13 protein-coding genes are annotated in these 13900 nt (G+C 44.7%); 7 read left to right on the top strand and 6 right to left on the bottom strand.

The window, feature by feature from the left end:
* Positions 1-19: 19 nt before the first annotated feature.
* Together coaBC and JMY03_RS05580 are read left to right on the top strand one after the other, a co-directional pair.
* On the top strand, positions 20-1363 hold the full coding sequence (coaBC, locus tag JMY03_RS05585; protein WP_201601791.1) for a bifunctional phosphopantothenoylcysteine decarboxylase/phosphopantothenate--cysteine ligase CoaBC: 1344 nt from the start codon (positions 20-22) through the stop codon (positions 1361-1363).
* An 80-nt stretch (positions 1364-1443) separates the two neighbouring features.
* Entirely contained in the window at positions 1444-2220 is a 777-nt protein-coding gene (locus JMY03_RS05580; RefSeq protein WP_201602190.1) for a TSUP family transporter, read from the top strand.
* Positions 2221-2482: 262 nt separating this feature from the next.
* Here the strand turns inward: JMY03_RS05580 and JMY03_RS05575 are convergent, their stop codons facing one another.
* The 4 genes from JMY03_RS05575 to JMY03_RS05560 all read right to left on the bottom strand — a co-directional run bounded on the left by JMY03_RS05575 (position 2483) and on the right by JMY03_RS05560 (position 7341).
* Positions 2483-3904: an SLC13 family permease gene (locus tag JMY03_RS05575; protein WP_201601789.1), complete on the bottom strand. Its 1422-nt coding sequence runs from the start codon at positions 3902-3904 to the stop codon at positions 2483-2485.
* A 410-nt stretch (positions 3905-4314) separates the two neighbouring features.
* Positions 4315-5226, bottom strand: a complete 912-nt coding sequence (locus JMY03_RS05570) for a histone deacetylase family protein (RefSeq protein WP_201601781.1) — start codon at positions 5224-5226, stop codon at positions 4315-4317.
* A 93-nt stretch (positions 5227-5319) separates the two neighbouring features.
* Positions 5320-6150, bottom strand: coding sequence for a YbjN domain-containing protein (locus tag JMY03_RS05565; protein WP_201601779.1), 831 nt, complete (start codon positions 6148-6150; stop codon positions 5320-5322).
* Positions 6151-6231: 81 nt separating this feature from the next.
* Positions 6232-7341: a hypothetical protein gene (locus JMY03_RS05560; protein WP_227675492.1), complete on the bottom strand. Its 1110-nt coding sequence runs from the start codon at positions 7339-7341 to the stop codon at positions 6232-6234.
* Between the two features lie 257 nt (positions 7342-7598).
* Between JMY03_RS05560 and ccmA the strand changes: the two genes are divergently transcribed.
* The 5 genes from ccmA (at position 7599) to ccmE (ending at position 11461) form a co-directional block, all read left to right on the top strand.
* Positions 7599-8306 carry a heme ABC exporter ATP-binding protein CcmA gene (ccmA, locus tag JMY03_RS05555; protein ID WP_201601777.1) on the top strand — a complete coding sequence of 236 codons (708 nt, stop codon included), beginning with the start codon at positions 7599-7601 and terminating at the stop codon, positions 8304-8306.
* Between the two features lie 263 nt (positions 8307-8569).
* A complete protein-coding gene (locus JMY03_RS05550) occupies positions 8570-9226 on the top strand; it encodes a heme exporter protein CcmB (RefSeq protein WP_201558359.1) in 657 nt (218 codons plus the stop codon).
* A gap of 276 nt (positions 9227-9502) precedes the next feature.
* A complete protein-coding gene (gene ccmC, locus JMY03_RS05545; RefSeq protein WP_201601775.1) occupies positions 9503-10291 on the top strand; it encodes a heme ABC transporter permease CcmC in 789 nt (262 codons plus the stop codon).
* A gap of 97 nt (positions 10292-10388) precedes the next feature.
* Positions 10389-10604, top strand: coding sequence for a heme exporter protein CcmD (gene ccmD / locus JMY03_RS05540; protein WP_025644793.1), 216 nt, complete (start codon positions 10389-10391; stop codon positions 10602-10604).
* Positions 10605-10960: 356 nt separating this feature from the next.
* Positions 10961-11461 carry a cytochrome c maturation protein CcmE gene (gene ccmE / locus JMY03_RS05535; RefSeq protein ID WP_025644791.1) on the top strand — a complete coding sequence of 167 codons (501 nt, stop codon included), beginning with the start codon at positions 10961-10963 and terminating at the stop codon, positions 11459-11461.
* 153 nt (positions 11462-11614) lie between these two features.
* Here ccmE and JMY03_RS05530 read toward each other — a convergent pair whose 3' ends face one another.
* Both JMY03_RS05530 and JMY03_RS05525 read right to left on the bottom strand, forming a co-directional pair.
* Entirely contained in the window at positions 11615-12463 is an 849-nt protein-coding gene (locus JMY03_RS05530; RefSeq protein ID WP_201601765.1) for an aldo/keto reductase, read from the bottom strand.
* A 464-nt stretch (positions 12464-12927) separates the two neighbouring features.
* Positions 12928-13881 (bottom strand): MetQ/NlpA family ABC transporter substrate-binding protein, encoded by a 954-nt coding sequence (locus JMY03_RS05525; protein ID WP_201601762.1) that lies wholly within the window; start codon positions 13879-13881, stop codon positions 12928-12930.
* Positions 13882-13900: the final 19 nt, after the last annotated feature.

The raw sequence follows: 13900 nt of genomic DNA, 5'->3' as shown, positions 1-13900 counted from the left end.
ACCTATCGATGTCATGCTTATGTCAAACGTTCTACTCGCTATCACCGGCGGTGTCGCCGCTTATAAATCTGCTTTTTTTGCCCGCTTATTGCTCAAAGCAGGGTTTGAAGTGCGCGTCATTATGACCACAGGGGCGCAAGCTTTTATTACCCCGCTTACCTTGCAAGCTTTAACTGGTAATGAGGTACATACCTCACTACTCGATGAAGACGCTGAGGCGGGTATGGGGCATATCGAGCTGGCCAAGTGGGCCGACTTACTCATTATCGCGCCCGCTTCTGCCAATACTCTAGCGCGACTGGCGATGGGCATGGCCGATGATTTGCTCACCACCGTTTGTCTAGCGACTAGCGCGCCTGTCATGGTTGCTCCGGCAATGAATCAGCAAATGTGGGCGCATCCGGCGGTGAGTCTTAATGTGCAGACTTTGCGTGATATGAATTATCATATCATTATGCCAGCGAGCGGCGAGCAGGCCTGCGGTGATGTCGGTGCTGGGCGCTTGCCTGAGCCTGAGCAGCTATTGAGCGAGGTGCAACTGTTTTATAAGCAGCAGTCTATTGAACAGAGTTTAACGGGCAGGCGAGTGGTGATTACCGCAGGGCCAACGGTTGAGGCGATAGATCCGGTGCGCTATTTGTCCAATCACTCTTCTGGCAAGATGGGTTTTGCACTAGCTAATGCCTGCCGTGATGCTGGCGCGGAGGTGGTGCTAATCGTCGGTGGTAAGGTGAGTCTGCCGACGCCGACGGGTGTCACGCGCATCGATGTGCTGTCAGCCGAGCAAATGCTGAGCGCCGCGCAGCAATGTGTCGATGGCACTCATAGCGCCTTACAAGCTCTGCCAGCCTTAGCGTTTGACGAGCATCATAGCCATGACCACGAGCATGACGACTGCTGTGGTTGTGAGGATACGGATAGCTATATCGAAGAAAGTCGTCTCACTAAACCGGCAGATATCTTTATCGCGACTGCCGCCGTTGCTGACTATCGGACTCGCGATGCTGCGCCGCAAAAAATCAAAAAAACTCAGGACGCTATGAGCCTCGATCTGGTCAAAAACCCAGACATTTTAGCGACAATTTCTTTGGCACACCCAGAGCTGTTTGTGGTTGGCTTTGCCGCAGAAACCCAAGACGTTGAGCGCTACGCGCGTGGTAAGCTTGCGGCCAAAGATTTAGACATGATTGCTTGTAATGATGTCTCGCGCGCTGATATCGGCTTTGCAAGCGATGATAATGCCATGCAAGTGTTTTTTGCTAAAGCCTATGAGCAGGACGCAGTAGTGCTCGATAAAGCCAGCAAAGACAAAATCGCAGAGCAATTGACCACTTTGATAGGTCAGACCTTGGCAAAGCGCTAATGGTTTTGCGCACTAATAAAGGCAGTCATGCAAGCGCAGTCAAGCGCAGTTATGCCATACAAGTTTAACAGGTGAGCACAATGGTGGCTGATGAGCACACACAGACGCTACTTTTATTAGCTATATTTGGCTTCGCGTCGCTGCTGCATGGTATTAGCGGACTTGGCGTGACTTTGGTGACGACTACCGCTTTAGCGAGTCTTTACCCTTTGCCGCACGCTATCGTATTGGTTATTTTTCCCTCACTACTACTCAATGCCATGACTTGGCTGAGTGGTGGGGGACGTAGTGTTTGGCAAAACCTCACTTATTATGGCAAACGTTACTGGCTATTGGCTTTGATGAGTTTGCTTGGCAGTCTGCTAGGGGCAAAACTGCTCTTATGGGTGGAGAGCGCTTACATCTTATTGTTACTGGCCGCGGTAATAAGTTTTTATGTCATAACGGCACTGCTGGGCAAACAAATACGTCTGCCAAATACCAAGGCTATGCTCATTATCGTAGGTCTAAGCGCAGGTATCATAGGCGGCGCGACGAATGCCATGTCGACTATTTTGATGATGTACTTATTATCAGCGAGCGATAATAAAGACACTATCGCCAAAGTCGGCAATATGTGTTATTTCTTAGGGAAGCTTGCGCAAATTATTGTCTTGCGTGAGCCTATTATGGCGCTGACAGGGAGTGAGTGGCAATTGATAGCTATCCTTAGTGCGGTATCTGTTGTTGCCTTATTAGTAGGGATTCGCTTACGTCGTTATTTACCGCAAGCGCGCTTTCGTCAGCTTATTCTACTGATTTTAACGGGACTGGGTTTGCGCGTTGGCTGGCAGGGAATAACCGCATTAATGATGTAATGACCCTATAAAAAGATATAGTCGAACCACTATTAAAGTGTTACAGCGTTAGACTCGTTTAGCTTACTACTGTAGTACTTGCACTCGTCTGCCTTGTACCACTTTTCATATTGATTGACTATAGCCACAACATACTTTTAAAAATGAAGCAACCAGCGGTATGTCTATAACGGTATACCTATAAAAAAACCTCACTGCTAAGTCATGACATTAACAGTGAGGTTTTGGCTTTGTTGTTATTGCTGTTTTGTATAGAACTCACTTAAAGTAAAAAGAAGTACGCCCATAGTCCAATAATGACTGTAGCTATGATATTAAGAACCACGCCTGTACGTATCATCTCAGATTGTTTGATTAACCCCGTACCAAATACGATCGCATTCGGCGGCGTGGCTACAGGTAGCATAAAGGCGCACGAAGCACCAATGCCGATTACCAGTACTAATACTTCACTTGGGATACCCATCTGCTCAGCAATCGCTGCAAACACAGGGACTAATAGTGCAGCAGATGCCGTATTGGAGGCAAATTCGGTCAAAAAGATGATAAAAGCTGAAATAGCAATCATTACTAGGATGAGCGGCGCCGCTGATAAAGCACTAGCAACGGTTTCCCCTAGCACTAAAGAGGCGCCAGAGACTTTTAACACTGTCGATAGCGCGATACCGCCACCGAATAACATGAGCACGCCCCAGTCGGTATTATCAGAGACCTGCTTCCAAGATACTAACCCTAAGCTCACCACAGCGGCGGCGGCTGATAATGCAATCACAGCATCTGTATCAGAGATATCTAATGCTGCACCTATTTTTTTGGAGAATATCCAGCTAAGCGCTGTCAAAACAAAAACAATGATAGTGACTATTCTTGGTTTATTCCACTCAATAACCTCATCTTGCGCAATAGTGACTTGTCGATTGAGATTAGGTTTGAGTACCAAGTACATCGCACCCAGCAAGATAGGTAACAACACTAGCATCATCGGGATACCAAACTTCATCCAATCGATAAAAGCGATATCTAAAGCTTTGGCAGCGATAGCATTAGGCGGTGAACCTACGATAGTCCCTAATCCGCCAAGACTGGCTGAATAAGCAATACCCAATAGTACGAACACAAAGGTGCCACGATCTTTTTCGCGATCTACTTGGGTTAAAATACCTAGCGCTAACGGTAACATCATCGCCGCAGTTGCGGTATTCGATATCCACATCGACAAAAACGCCGTCACCCCAAATATCAAAAACACGGCGGTACCCAATTTACCACCTGACAAAGATAGTATTTTTAGGGCAATCTTTTTGTCTAATTGCTGTACGTGCAATGCTGCTGCTAAAGCAAAACCACCAAAAAACAAATAAATGATGGGATTAGCAAAGCTTTGCAAACCAATTCTTGCATCAAAATCTGGAATGCCAATCAGCGTTCCTATTACCACGACCAGTATGGCGGTAATAGTGACGTGGACCGCTTCGGTAAGCCAAAGCGCGCCGATGAAGAACAACATTGCCAAGCCTTTATTGGCACTGATATCAAATGGCAGAATGTTATAAATCACTAGACTGACTACTGCTGCTATAGCGACGACGATCAATCCTTTGCCTGTACCTTTTGGAAAAGTATCGGTAAATAAATACTCATTACCGTCTTTAGGCAGGTGATCATCTAATTTTTGTTCTGACATGAATAGTCCTTATTATGCGCAGAGATATGGTGGGAGTATTAACTAGAGGCTACTGATAGAGAATGATGAATAGACTAATCGCTTTTAAGGACAGCTGCTATAAGTCGCCAAGTCTTATCTTTAGCCACATAAAAAATTTAGCCATAAAAATGGAAGCTATAGTAGCAGAATGATATCGGTTAAAATAATGACTATTTTTGATGCTTCACAGCCAATCCATAATAGGGCGTGTTAAACATTCGACCATGGCACTGACAGAGACTATTTTTTAGGCGATTTGCAGATAAAAATGGTAAGTTTAGTCGTTCTAAGCGTCTATTTTTATCAATAAAGCGGCAAAAAATCCCTAATAAAGTGAAGGGTAAAAGATTTAATATCTGGTTCATTATTGACTACTATCGATGAACCGTTTACTCATTACCGAAATAAAGCCGCTGCGCTACCCGAAAAGTATTACAGTGCGCCTCAACGACATCCTCAATATCCTCTGAATAGCCGCCGCCCATCACAATAGCGACTGGAATATCAGCGTCTTTGGCTTGCTGCAATATGTACTCATCACGCGCTTTGCAGCCGGCTTGGGTGAGCGCTAGCTTGCCTAATTTATCAGTCGCTAGTACATCGACCGCCGATTGATAAAAAATCATATCGGGGGCGACCTCGTCTAGTAAGCGCGGCAAAGTGTTTTTTAATACGCGCAAGTACTCTTCATCGCCAGTATCGTTATCAAGCTCAATATCTAAGTCAGAGATTTGCTTACGAAAAGGATAATTCTTGGCGCCGTGCATGCTAAAGATAAACACTCTAGGCTCATCAGCCATAATACTGGCATTGCCATTGCCTTGATGCACATCCAAATCGACAACCAGTATTTTACTTGCCTGTCCGCGGTTTAGCAGTAAGTTACTGGCGATACAGACATCATTAAATACACAAAAACCCTCACCGTGACCGGCAAAAGCGTGATGGGTGCCGCCAGCGACATTCATCGCCACCCCGTACTGCTGAGCGTATAGCGCGCACTCGTAAGTGGCATGTGCGATATGCCGACCGCGGTCGACTAAAGCCTCAGTCATCTCAAAACCGATAGGTCGCGCCTCTTTGCGGGTTAAGGTTTGAGTCTTGAGCTTATACCAATACTCTTCCGTATGCGTCGTTAAGATCTCCGCTTCTGTCAGCCTTTTTGGCGCAAAAAAGTTATCGGGAGTAATGGTGCCTTCACGCAATAAGCGCTCAGGAATCATAGTGTATTTTTGCATAGGGAAGCGGTGTCTTTCAGGTACGACATAACGAAACACTTCAGAATAAGCTATTTTCAACATAGTACTATCTTTTAGAACGGTGGTTTTAAAGCGGAGAATTTAAAATGGTGACCTTACAACAATAATCTTAAAGCGATGATTTTAAAAAAGCGGTTATTGCATTTTTTTGCTGGCTAAAAAATAAGTACGCGCATCCGCTTGCGCGCGTAATTCGCCTAATAAAGTGGGCATATCCTCACTAGGCTCTTGCGTATTTAGTAAGTCACTAAATACCTCGTAAGCAACAGTGGTCATAGCGACTACGCTTTGTAGTAAATGCTCAATGATATCGTCATCGAGTCCTAACACTTCGACATCAAGCGCGTTTTTGTAGCGTATCTCACCATCGCTGACATCCATCTCTAGATTACCCACGACCATATCGTAGTTGATTTGGGTCATCAGTAACATCGCCGCACTTTGATGACTCTCTGGTATCAAAAACGGTAAAATCCCATAAACCGCGAGTAAACGCTCTTTTTCTTGGACTCGAAATAAGTAGCCGCAGTCTATTTTTCGGTTTCTCATCCGCAGTGATAGATGGTGCGACTGCTGAGCGTCCGAGATCCTAGGTTTGTAGTGCGTATAATGCCAGTGTTTACTACCAAAATAGAGCTTTAAATAATCGATAATCGGCGTCTGATTTGGGCTATTAATAGAATCTTTGCTTAAAGACGCTCGCTTTGAGAAGTCCTGTCTTGACGAGGCCTTAGTCGTTTTGCTGGTATTAATATTATCGGCTACACGATTATTTTTATTGTCATCCTTTGCACTCTCAGTGCGCAAGCTTTCAGGTTGTTTCCTGTCCGCGCCAATAGCACTGTTATCATTGCTAACATTGTCTTTATGGTCAATATTGTCAGCAGGACTGCTGTCTTGCGGCGCGCTACTGGTGAGTAGTCGCTTGAGTTTTTGCCATAAGCTGAGTTTAGACTTACTATCCATAGTTTTGTCTTATAAGTGTGAGCGGATACAAAGATAATCCATTATCTTCTAGTCTGTAAAATAATAGCAAATAAGCAGCTATTAGTCTTTTGTCGCAAATATTTGTTGAATATTAGGCTGCTCATAAAAGGCCTGCAACATATCGCGTAGATGCGCGCTCAGCCATTCGCTATTGATAGCATCCTCGATGATAGGCAATAGCGTAGGAGTGAGTTTAGATACGGCGAGCTCATCAATATTGACGCTAGCGGCTAAGGCTGCGATAGTGTCGCCTTGATGATTGTCATACCAAGTCTCGACACTCGCCGCGACTAAACTGCGCAGATAAGGCGAGAGGCGCAGACGATTATAGCTTTGCTGTACGCTGGCTTCGATGTGCTGAATACTTCCATTATCAGGATCGTTGTCTAAGTAGGTTTGTAGTTGGCTCACGGGCTGATCTTTGATACGGGCCCAGCCCATTACGAGTAGCCTTGAGACTTCCTCGTTAGATAAGTGCGCTTGGGCATTCGCTTCTGCTTTATTGGTTAAATCCTTGATATTACGGTGTAAATAAGTTTGCAGTTTTTCGTCTAAGTTACGATTGGTGGCTTTTTCAAAAGAGCTGCGACCCATTTTCATCAGCTTACCGACGCCGCCCGCTTTATCTAACGTGCTTTCCATAAAGTCATTGATAGCGTGATACAAGGTTTGCGTCAGCAGATCGGCGAAGGTGTCATTACCGATGAGCGCGTGTATCAGTCCGTTACGCTGCTGCTGATGACTGCCGATATAATTCGCTAGCGTCTGTACTTGCGTCTCATCGACAAGCTCAGATAACGGCACGTTGTCATTGACAGGATGATAAATCACAGTCTGCAGGATAGCTCTAATATCGGTGCGCATGACTTCAGTCATCGGCTGAGTGAGGAGCCAGTCATTAATAAGATGCTGCAAGTCCTCACAGCTTATATATTGACGCATTGGCTGGGTACCAAGCCATTGCCAAGCGTCATCGACCAGCGGCTTAGCTTGCTGACAGAGCCACTGCTGCGTAAACTCAATCTGGGCCTCGATTAGCTTGTGAATTGAGGAGTCCGCCAGCTGCTCTTTATTGGCATTATGACCGGATGAGTTGCCCTGTAAAGTATCAGGCGTAGAGTTGTTTGTAGGCTTTGATGATGTTGTATCTATTGTTGTATTTGCGGTCATATTTACAGCCATATTTAAAATTATGAGATTCGACTATTTGCTATACTATAGGTTTGCAGTGGTGGTATTAGCATAGCGTATTATGACATGAAGGTAACGGATGTTTTTAATGAATGTTTGTGCGAGATGCTTGTGAGGATTGTTTATAATCAGTTTGTAGATTACAGACCGTTTCTTAAGCGAATGCTAAAATCGCTACGAGCCTGAGTATTGAACTGTGAAGGCAATACTCAGGCAATAATAGATAAGAGGTTTCGATGGACGAGTCATCTTTTTGTGCTACTCAAACAATGTCGGTGTTAGCGCTTAACAATGTGACCGTACAACGCGGTGAGACGCCTTTGTGCGCGGGCGTTGATCTGCAGTTAGCAGCTGGCGATATTTGTCATCTTATTGGTGCTAATGGTACGGGTAAAACCACCTTGCTGATGCAGCTAGCAGGTCTATTGCCAGTATTAACAGGGCACATAGACTATCTAGGTCAGCAAGGTTTGCCAGTGCAACCATTATACGTCTCGCATCAGCTCGGTATTCATCCCAATCTCACTGTGGCCCAAAACCTAACTTTTTTGCTTAATCTATATGGTATAACGCCAAGCGTCTACGATATTGATGAAGCTTTAGCTTGGGTGGGTTTGCAGGGTTTTGAGACCATCAGCTCAAGCCACTTATCCGCTGGGCAGACGCGGCGTATTACTTTAGCCCGCCTTTACCTGTTGAGCCCTGATGTCACCCCTTTATGGCTACTTGATGAGCCGTTTACGGCACTCGATGTCGATATGGTGGCGCGAATGCAAGAGCGCTTACAAGCGTTTGCTGCGGCAGGAGGAGCGATAATAATGACCAGTCATCAGGCCGTCAATGTGGCCAATCAAGTGCTGGACTTGTCAGCGTATCTTGACTTGTCAGAACATGAGTCACTAGAGCCTGATTTATCAGATGACGAAGATTTAGATATACCGTAATGGGTTTAGGTAACGACTGTTTTGCAGTAATGACAATGCTAAATCATGCTAAACAATGCTAAGTGATGCCAACCAATGCTAGACATTGCTTATATTAAGCACGGGCTATGTTCAATATATGATGCTAGGTGTATAGGATAAAGGGCTAGAAAGGGTAACGAATGACGGAGAGCCGCATACAAAATATAAATAGTGGCCATATCAATAATGATGGCGATGCTAATATTGGCGATATAAATAATGCTGCTCGCACTATCAGCTTTATGCAATTGTGGCGTCGTGAATGGCAAGTCAAGCAGCAAGGCGCAGTACAGTGGTTATATCCATTAGTACTGTTTTTGGTGATTGTGACTTTATTTCCGCTTGCCGTCGGTAGCGAGCCGCAGCTATTGCAGCGCTTAGGAGTGCCAGCGGTGTGGATTGCCGCTTTACTTTCCTTAGTTATGGGCGTTGATGGACTGTTCAAGCCTGCACTTGATAACGGCACGCTTGCGCAATTGGTCGTCGCCAAAGCCTCACTACCGTTATGGGTGCTGATGCGCCTCACCATTCATTGGCTGTTTAGTAGTGGTATTGTGGCGTTACTGAGCTTATTGGCGGTGCCTTTATTTGGCCTGAGTTGGTTTGAGGCGGGTATCTTGATGGCGTCGATTATCGTTGGTAGTCCGATGCTGCTGATGCTCTCGGCGATTGCCAGTAGCTTAACGTTATCCCTAAAAAACGGCGCGGTGCTTGTACCTCTGATTGCGCTACCGATGCAGCTACCGGTATTGATTTTTGCGACAGGTGCAGTGGACTTATTTGCGACGGGCCTCAATGGTTTGCCTATTTTGGCGTTACTCTTAGCGGGTAGCATAATCTCCGTACTGGTAATGCCTTGGGTGATTGCGATGACGCTGAAAATGTCTTGGCTGAATTAAAACAATTAGGCGTTTTAGCGATGAGCTGTGCGAAAGTTTAGGCTTTGAGTTTACAGCGTGGTTAAAAGCGCCAACTTTGCTATAATAGAGGATACTCGTTTTTGCTGGTGACCTAGCAACGATAAGGTGAGCAAAAAACGACTATAAACAAGGCGTTAGTGATAATGACTAGCTTATCGTTGCTAGTTTATCGTGCTAGTTTATCTTACTGGCTTTGTTAATGATTACTCTCTCATAAGCCTGCTTCATTTACTTGCTGTGTAATAGGTCTAATCCATGCCCAACCTCAACAATATCTCATCGCCAAATATGTGGCAGCGCCTTTGGCAAGGTTTTTTGATTACTGTAGGGACTAAGCAGTTCTTTCGTATCTTTTCGCCTTGGGTGAAGTGGCTTAGTATTTTGGCGGCTATTTGTCTGGCTATAGGCAGCATTTGGGGTTTGGCCTTTGCGCCGCCTGATTATCTGCAAGGTAATAGCTACCGTATTATTTTTATTCATGTTCCTGCTGCCAGTCTTGCGATCTCCATCTATTTTGCCCTAGCGGTATTAGGGGTGATCTTTATGGTGTGGAAGATAAAGACGGCAAGCTTAGTGGCGCAAGCACTCGCGCCTTTTGGGTTTTTGTTGTGCGTGATTAGTTTACTTACCGGCTCAATTTGGGCCAAACCTACTTGGGGCACTTACTGGGTGTGGGACGCGCGTCTGACCTCGATGCTGATTTTGGCGTTTTTGTACGCAGGGGTAATGGCGTTATTTGCTGCGTTTGAGCATACCTCTAATCGCGGTAAAGCCGCCGCCATTTTATCCATCGTCGGCGCGGTGAATCTGCCGATAATCAAGTACTCAGTGGAGTGGTGGAATACGCTACATCAAGGCGCGACCTTTACGCTGACCGAAGCGCCAAAAATGTCAGCAGACATGTGGCTGCCATTGCTGCTCATGGTGATAGGGAGCTATTTATTAGTAGCAGCACTTGCGATCTATCGGACCAATACCCTAATCTTAAACCGCGATCAAAGCAAAGCTTGGGTCAAAGAATACATCCGCAATCAACGTAAATAGTAACAACGTTAATAATATCAAAATGTTCTGAGTGTTTTAGCATCGCGCTATTGTAGTTTACGTTTTAAAGTACCTTGAAAGTACATTAGGAGAACAAATGCAGCCTTACTTTTATAGCCTCTCGGAGTTTTTTGCTATGGGTGAGCATGGCGTTTTTGTTTGGTCTTGCTGGGCGATTACTGTTGGCCTAGTTTTGGCTTTTATTTTCTATAGCCGCGCGCAAAGAAAGACGCTACTAAAACAGTTAACTATTCAACAAGCGCGTCAGGCGCAGCGCCATTCTAGTAAGCCGCCTAGCGCTGCGACCAAATAAAATGTCTGCTAGCGCTTCTTAATACTTCTCAGAATTCCTTAGGACTGTATAGTCCCTTTAGTGACAGTAGTTTCCCAATAATTAGGTTTGACCGCAGCAGTTTACTCAGGTTTTATCGGTTTTATTGATTTGTACCAGCTACGCTACCATATAAACGTTATAAAGCTACTATAGTTAGCTCAAAATAAAGTTGTTATAAATTTGAACGCGCTACTACTGGTATAAATTTTACTTGCGTGCTGTTATCTTTCGATGCTGCTTAAAATTCATCCCAGCAGCGCTATGACATTTTTATAGTGAATAGACTACAGTAAGATTTACTGCGCAAAATAGCTATTTTATAAAAGAGGTAAGATATGAACGCCGTTCGACGTAAAAAGCTTATGTGGGTTATGTTTACGCTAGCAGGTGCGGCTATCGCTGTGGTGCTCGTCATCTATGCTATCGGACAGCAAACAGATTATTATTTTGATCCGACTGCGATTGCTCAAGGTGAAGCGCCGCAAAATAAGCGTATTCGCGCAGGCGGTATGGTCGTCGCCGGTAGCGTACAACGTGCTCCTGATGACCCTTTAAGTGTGCAGTTCGCTATCACAGATTTTGCAGAGACGGTTCCGGTCACTTATCAAGGTATCTTGCCAGACTTATTCGCTGAAAATTCAGGCGTTGTCGCTACGGGCAAAATGCAAGGCGAAACTTTTGTCGCCGGTGAGGTCTTGGCTAAGCACGATGAAAATTATATGCCTGTTGAGGTGGCGGAGTCTTTAAAAGAAAATAATCGTAAGGGTCTGGCTCCTGCCTCTGAGCAGTACAATCCTGCTGAGCCTATCCATAAAACGGAAACGTTACAGCAGTAAAACGGCTATTAAAAACTTAGATATTAAAAGCTCAGATATTAAAAGCTCAGTTCGCTGCAATAAGAAAGCCACCAATACTTATATCGGTGGCTTTTTCGCGTTCAAGGGTTTTATTTTCAAGAGTAGTTGGCCTATTGAAAAAAGCCTCTAAAATCAGTCGTCCCATTGTGGTGAATAGTCAGGATGCTCGATTTTACGGCCATCGCTACGGGCCAACTTGCCGATCTGCTCTAACTCATCAGCACTGAGCTCGATCTTAGTGGCGTCTAAGTTACCTTGCAGATGCTCAGGGTTAGAGGTCTTAGGAATAGCGACGCGATCTTTATCTGAGAGTATCCAAGCTAATGAGACTTGCGCCGGTGTGGCATTATGGTTATCAGCGATTTTTTGAATCACTTCATTATCGAACACATCACCGCGCGCTAGGGGCGAGTAAGCTTCTAACAAAATATGATGATTATTCAAAAAGGTCTGCAAGCTGTCTTGCTTAATAAACGGATGAAACTCAATTTGATTGACGACGATTGGCACATCAGCGTGTTTTTTTGCCTCTACTATGTTGGCAATATTAAAGTTAGAGACGCCAATATGACGAGTCAGACCTTGTTTTTGTAGCTCGCACAGTGCAGGAATGGTCTCAGATAAAGGCACACGGTCATCTGGCCAGTGCAATAGCAGCAAATCTACATAATCCGTATCTAAATCTTTTAGCGATTGCTCGGCGGCGGCTTTTAGCTTCTCAGGTTCAAACTTCATATCATCTGGGAAAATCTTAGTGGTCAAAAAGAACTTATCACGAGCCACGCCTGATTGCTTGATACCTTCACCGACCTGCTTTTCATTACCGTAAGCTTGCGCCGTGTCTATGTGCTCATAGCCCATCTGCAGCGCTTTGCTGACGACTTCAACACAGTCGTTACCTGTAGATTGCCAAGTCCCTAGTCCTAATACTGGAATGTTAGCTTGTCCTGCCGTGCGAATAGTATAGTTTTTTGTGCTCATATTATTATCCTTGTTACCAAAAATGTTTATCCACTATAAAAAAAAGCGACTCTAAGCGAAAGGGTAGCTGACGCTTTTCTACAAAGTACGAACAGCTTGTAACGTCTCTTAAAGTCTAGAACCTAATTGGCATAGCGACATAGATAATAATTAGTCTTTGTATTTACAAATCCTTACTCGTAAAAGGGTTTTGTATTTGTACATATAAATTTTGAGATCATATAAACCGCGATTTACCGGAAAATGAATCAAAAGCTAGGCATCAAAAAAACGCCCACTACTAGAGTAGTGAGCGCTGCTCATGTTATCTGCTTGAAACAAAATTGTTTACATATGAATGTGCTACCGATGCAAATTTTACCTGCGTGCTGCTATTTTTTGAGGCTGTGTCAAATTCATTCAAGTAGCGCTACGATACTCTTAAAGCAATTGAACGGTAGTCATTTCAAAATAAAATGCTTAACTTACTCAGCAGCAACTTTACCAGTAGCAGACGCCGTACCAGCAGTCGCAGTCACTTCGTTGCCATTAGCATCCCAAATCTTTGGATATTTATAGCCTGGGAAAGTCTCGTTAGCGTACGCTTTAAAAGCTTCAGAGTTATAAGCATTCGTGACATCTTTCACCCACTTTTTATCAGCGTCGGCTGACTTAATCGCTGACCAGTTGACATAATTAAAGCTTGGCTCTTGGAATAACGCTTCAGTCAGCTCGATACCAGCATCGGTTGCATAGTTGCCATTGATAACGGCAAAGTCCACTTCATCGCGCGCGCGTGGCAGCTGCGCCGCTTCTAATTCAACGATATTGATATCGTATTTGCTATTATCAGCGATATCTGTTTTGGCTGCGGTTAGCGGATCGATATTGTCTTTTAGGGTAATCCAGCCTAGATCATCCATCATCACTAGCGCACGGGCGAAGTTACTTGGATCGTTTGGCGCTGAGACGCTCATACCCTTATAAGCGTCTTGTAGGTCACTTTTTTTACCCGAATAAATTCCTAGCGGCGCGGTTGGCACCTGAAAGACTTCGATCAAATCTAGGTCGTTTTCAGTCTTAAAAGTATCGAGATAAGGCTTATGCTGAAAGATATTGATATCTAAGTCGCCATCAGCCAAGGCTAAATTAGGACGGACATAATCTGTAAAGGTAATGAGCTCAACCTCATAACCTTGCGCTTCAAGTGAGCCTTTGACTTGATTACGTACCATGTCAGCGAAGTCGCCTTCGGTGGTGCCTATAGTGATTTTGCTGTGCTCAGGATCGATATCGGTCGCCGCTGCAGTCTCGTTAGTTGGCGCTTCTTTGGTCGCTTCTGGCGCTGAGGAGTTATTACAGCCGACTAATACGAGGCCTGAGACGCCGACAGTGGCAAGTCCAAGCGCTAATTGGCGGCTGATATCTGTTAATTTCATAAATTATCCTTAATAAAAA

The organism is Psychrobacter submarinus, assembly GCF_904846685.1.
Classification (GTDB): domain Bacteria; phylum Pseudomonadota; class Gammaproteobacteria; order Pseudomonadales; family Moraxellaceae; genus Psychrobacter; species Psychrobacter submarinus.
This window is presented reverse-complemented; position numbering and strand designations above follow the sequence as displayed.

Coding starts and splice junctions, on each gene's coding strand:
- coaBC (WP_201601791.1), top strand. CDS start 20: ATGTCAAACGTTCTACTCGCTATCACCGGCGGTGTCGCCGCTTATAAA.
- JMY03_RS05580 (WP_201602190.1), top strand. CDS start 1,444: ATGGTGGCTGATGAGCACACACAGACGCTACTTTTATTAGCTATATTT.
- JMY03_RS05575 (WP_201601789.1), bottom strand. CDS start 3,904: ATGTCAGAACAAAAATTAGATGATCACCTGCCTAAAGACGGTAATGAG.
- JMY03_RS05570 (WP_201601781.1), bottom strand. CDS start 5,226: ATGTTGAAAATAGCTTATTCTGAAGTGTTTCGTTATGTCGTACCTGAA.
- JMY03_RS05565 (WP_201601779.1), bottom strand. CDS start 6,150: ATGGATAGTAAGTCTAAACTCAGCTTATGGCAAAAACTCAAGCGACTA.
- JMY03_RS05560 (WP_227675492.1), bottom strand. CDS start 7,341: ATGACCGCAAATACAACAATAGATACAACATCATCAAAGCCTACAAAC.
- ccmA (WP_201601777.1), top strand. CDS start 7,599: ATGGACGAGTCATCTTTTTGTGCTACTCAAACAATGTCGGTGTTAGCG.
- JMY03_RS05550 (WP_201558359.1), top strand. CDS start 8,570: ATGCAATTGTGGCGTCGTGAATGGCAAGTCAAGCAGCAAGGCGCAGTA.
- ccmC (WP_201601775.1), top strand. CDS start 9,503: ATGCCCAACCTCAACAATATCTCATCGCCAAATATGTGGCAGCGCCTT.
- ccmD (WP_025644793.1), top strand. CDS start 10,389: ATGCAGCCTTACTTTTATAGCCTCTCGGAGTTTTTTGCTATGGGTGAG.
- ccmE (WP_025644791.1), top strand. CDS start 10,961: ATGAACGCCGTTCGACGTAAAAAGCTTATGTGGGTTATGTTTACGCTA.
- JMY03_RS05530 (WP_201601765.1), bottom strand. CDS start 12,463: ATGAGCACAAAAAACTATACTATTCGCACGGCAGGACAAGCTAACATT.
- JMY03_RS05525 (WP_201601762.1), bottom strand. CDS start 13,881: ATGAAATTAACAGATATCAGCCGCCAATTAGCGCTTGGACTTGCCACT.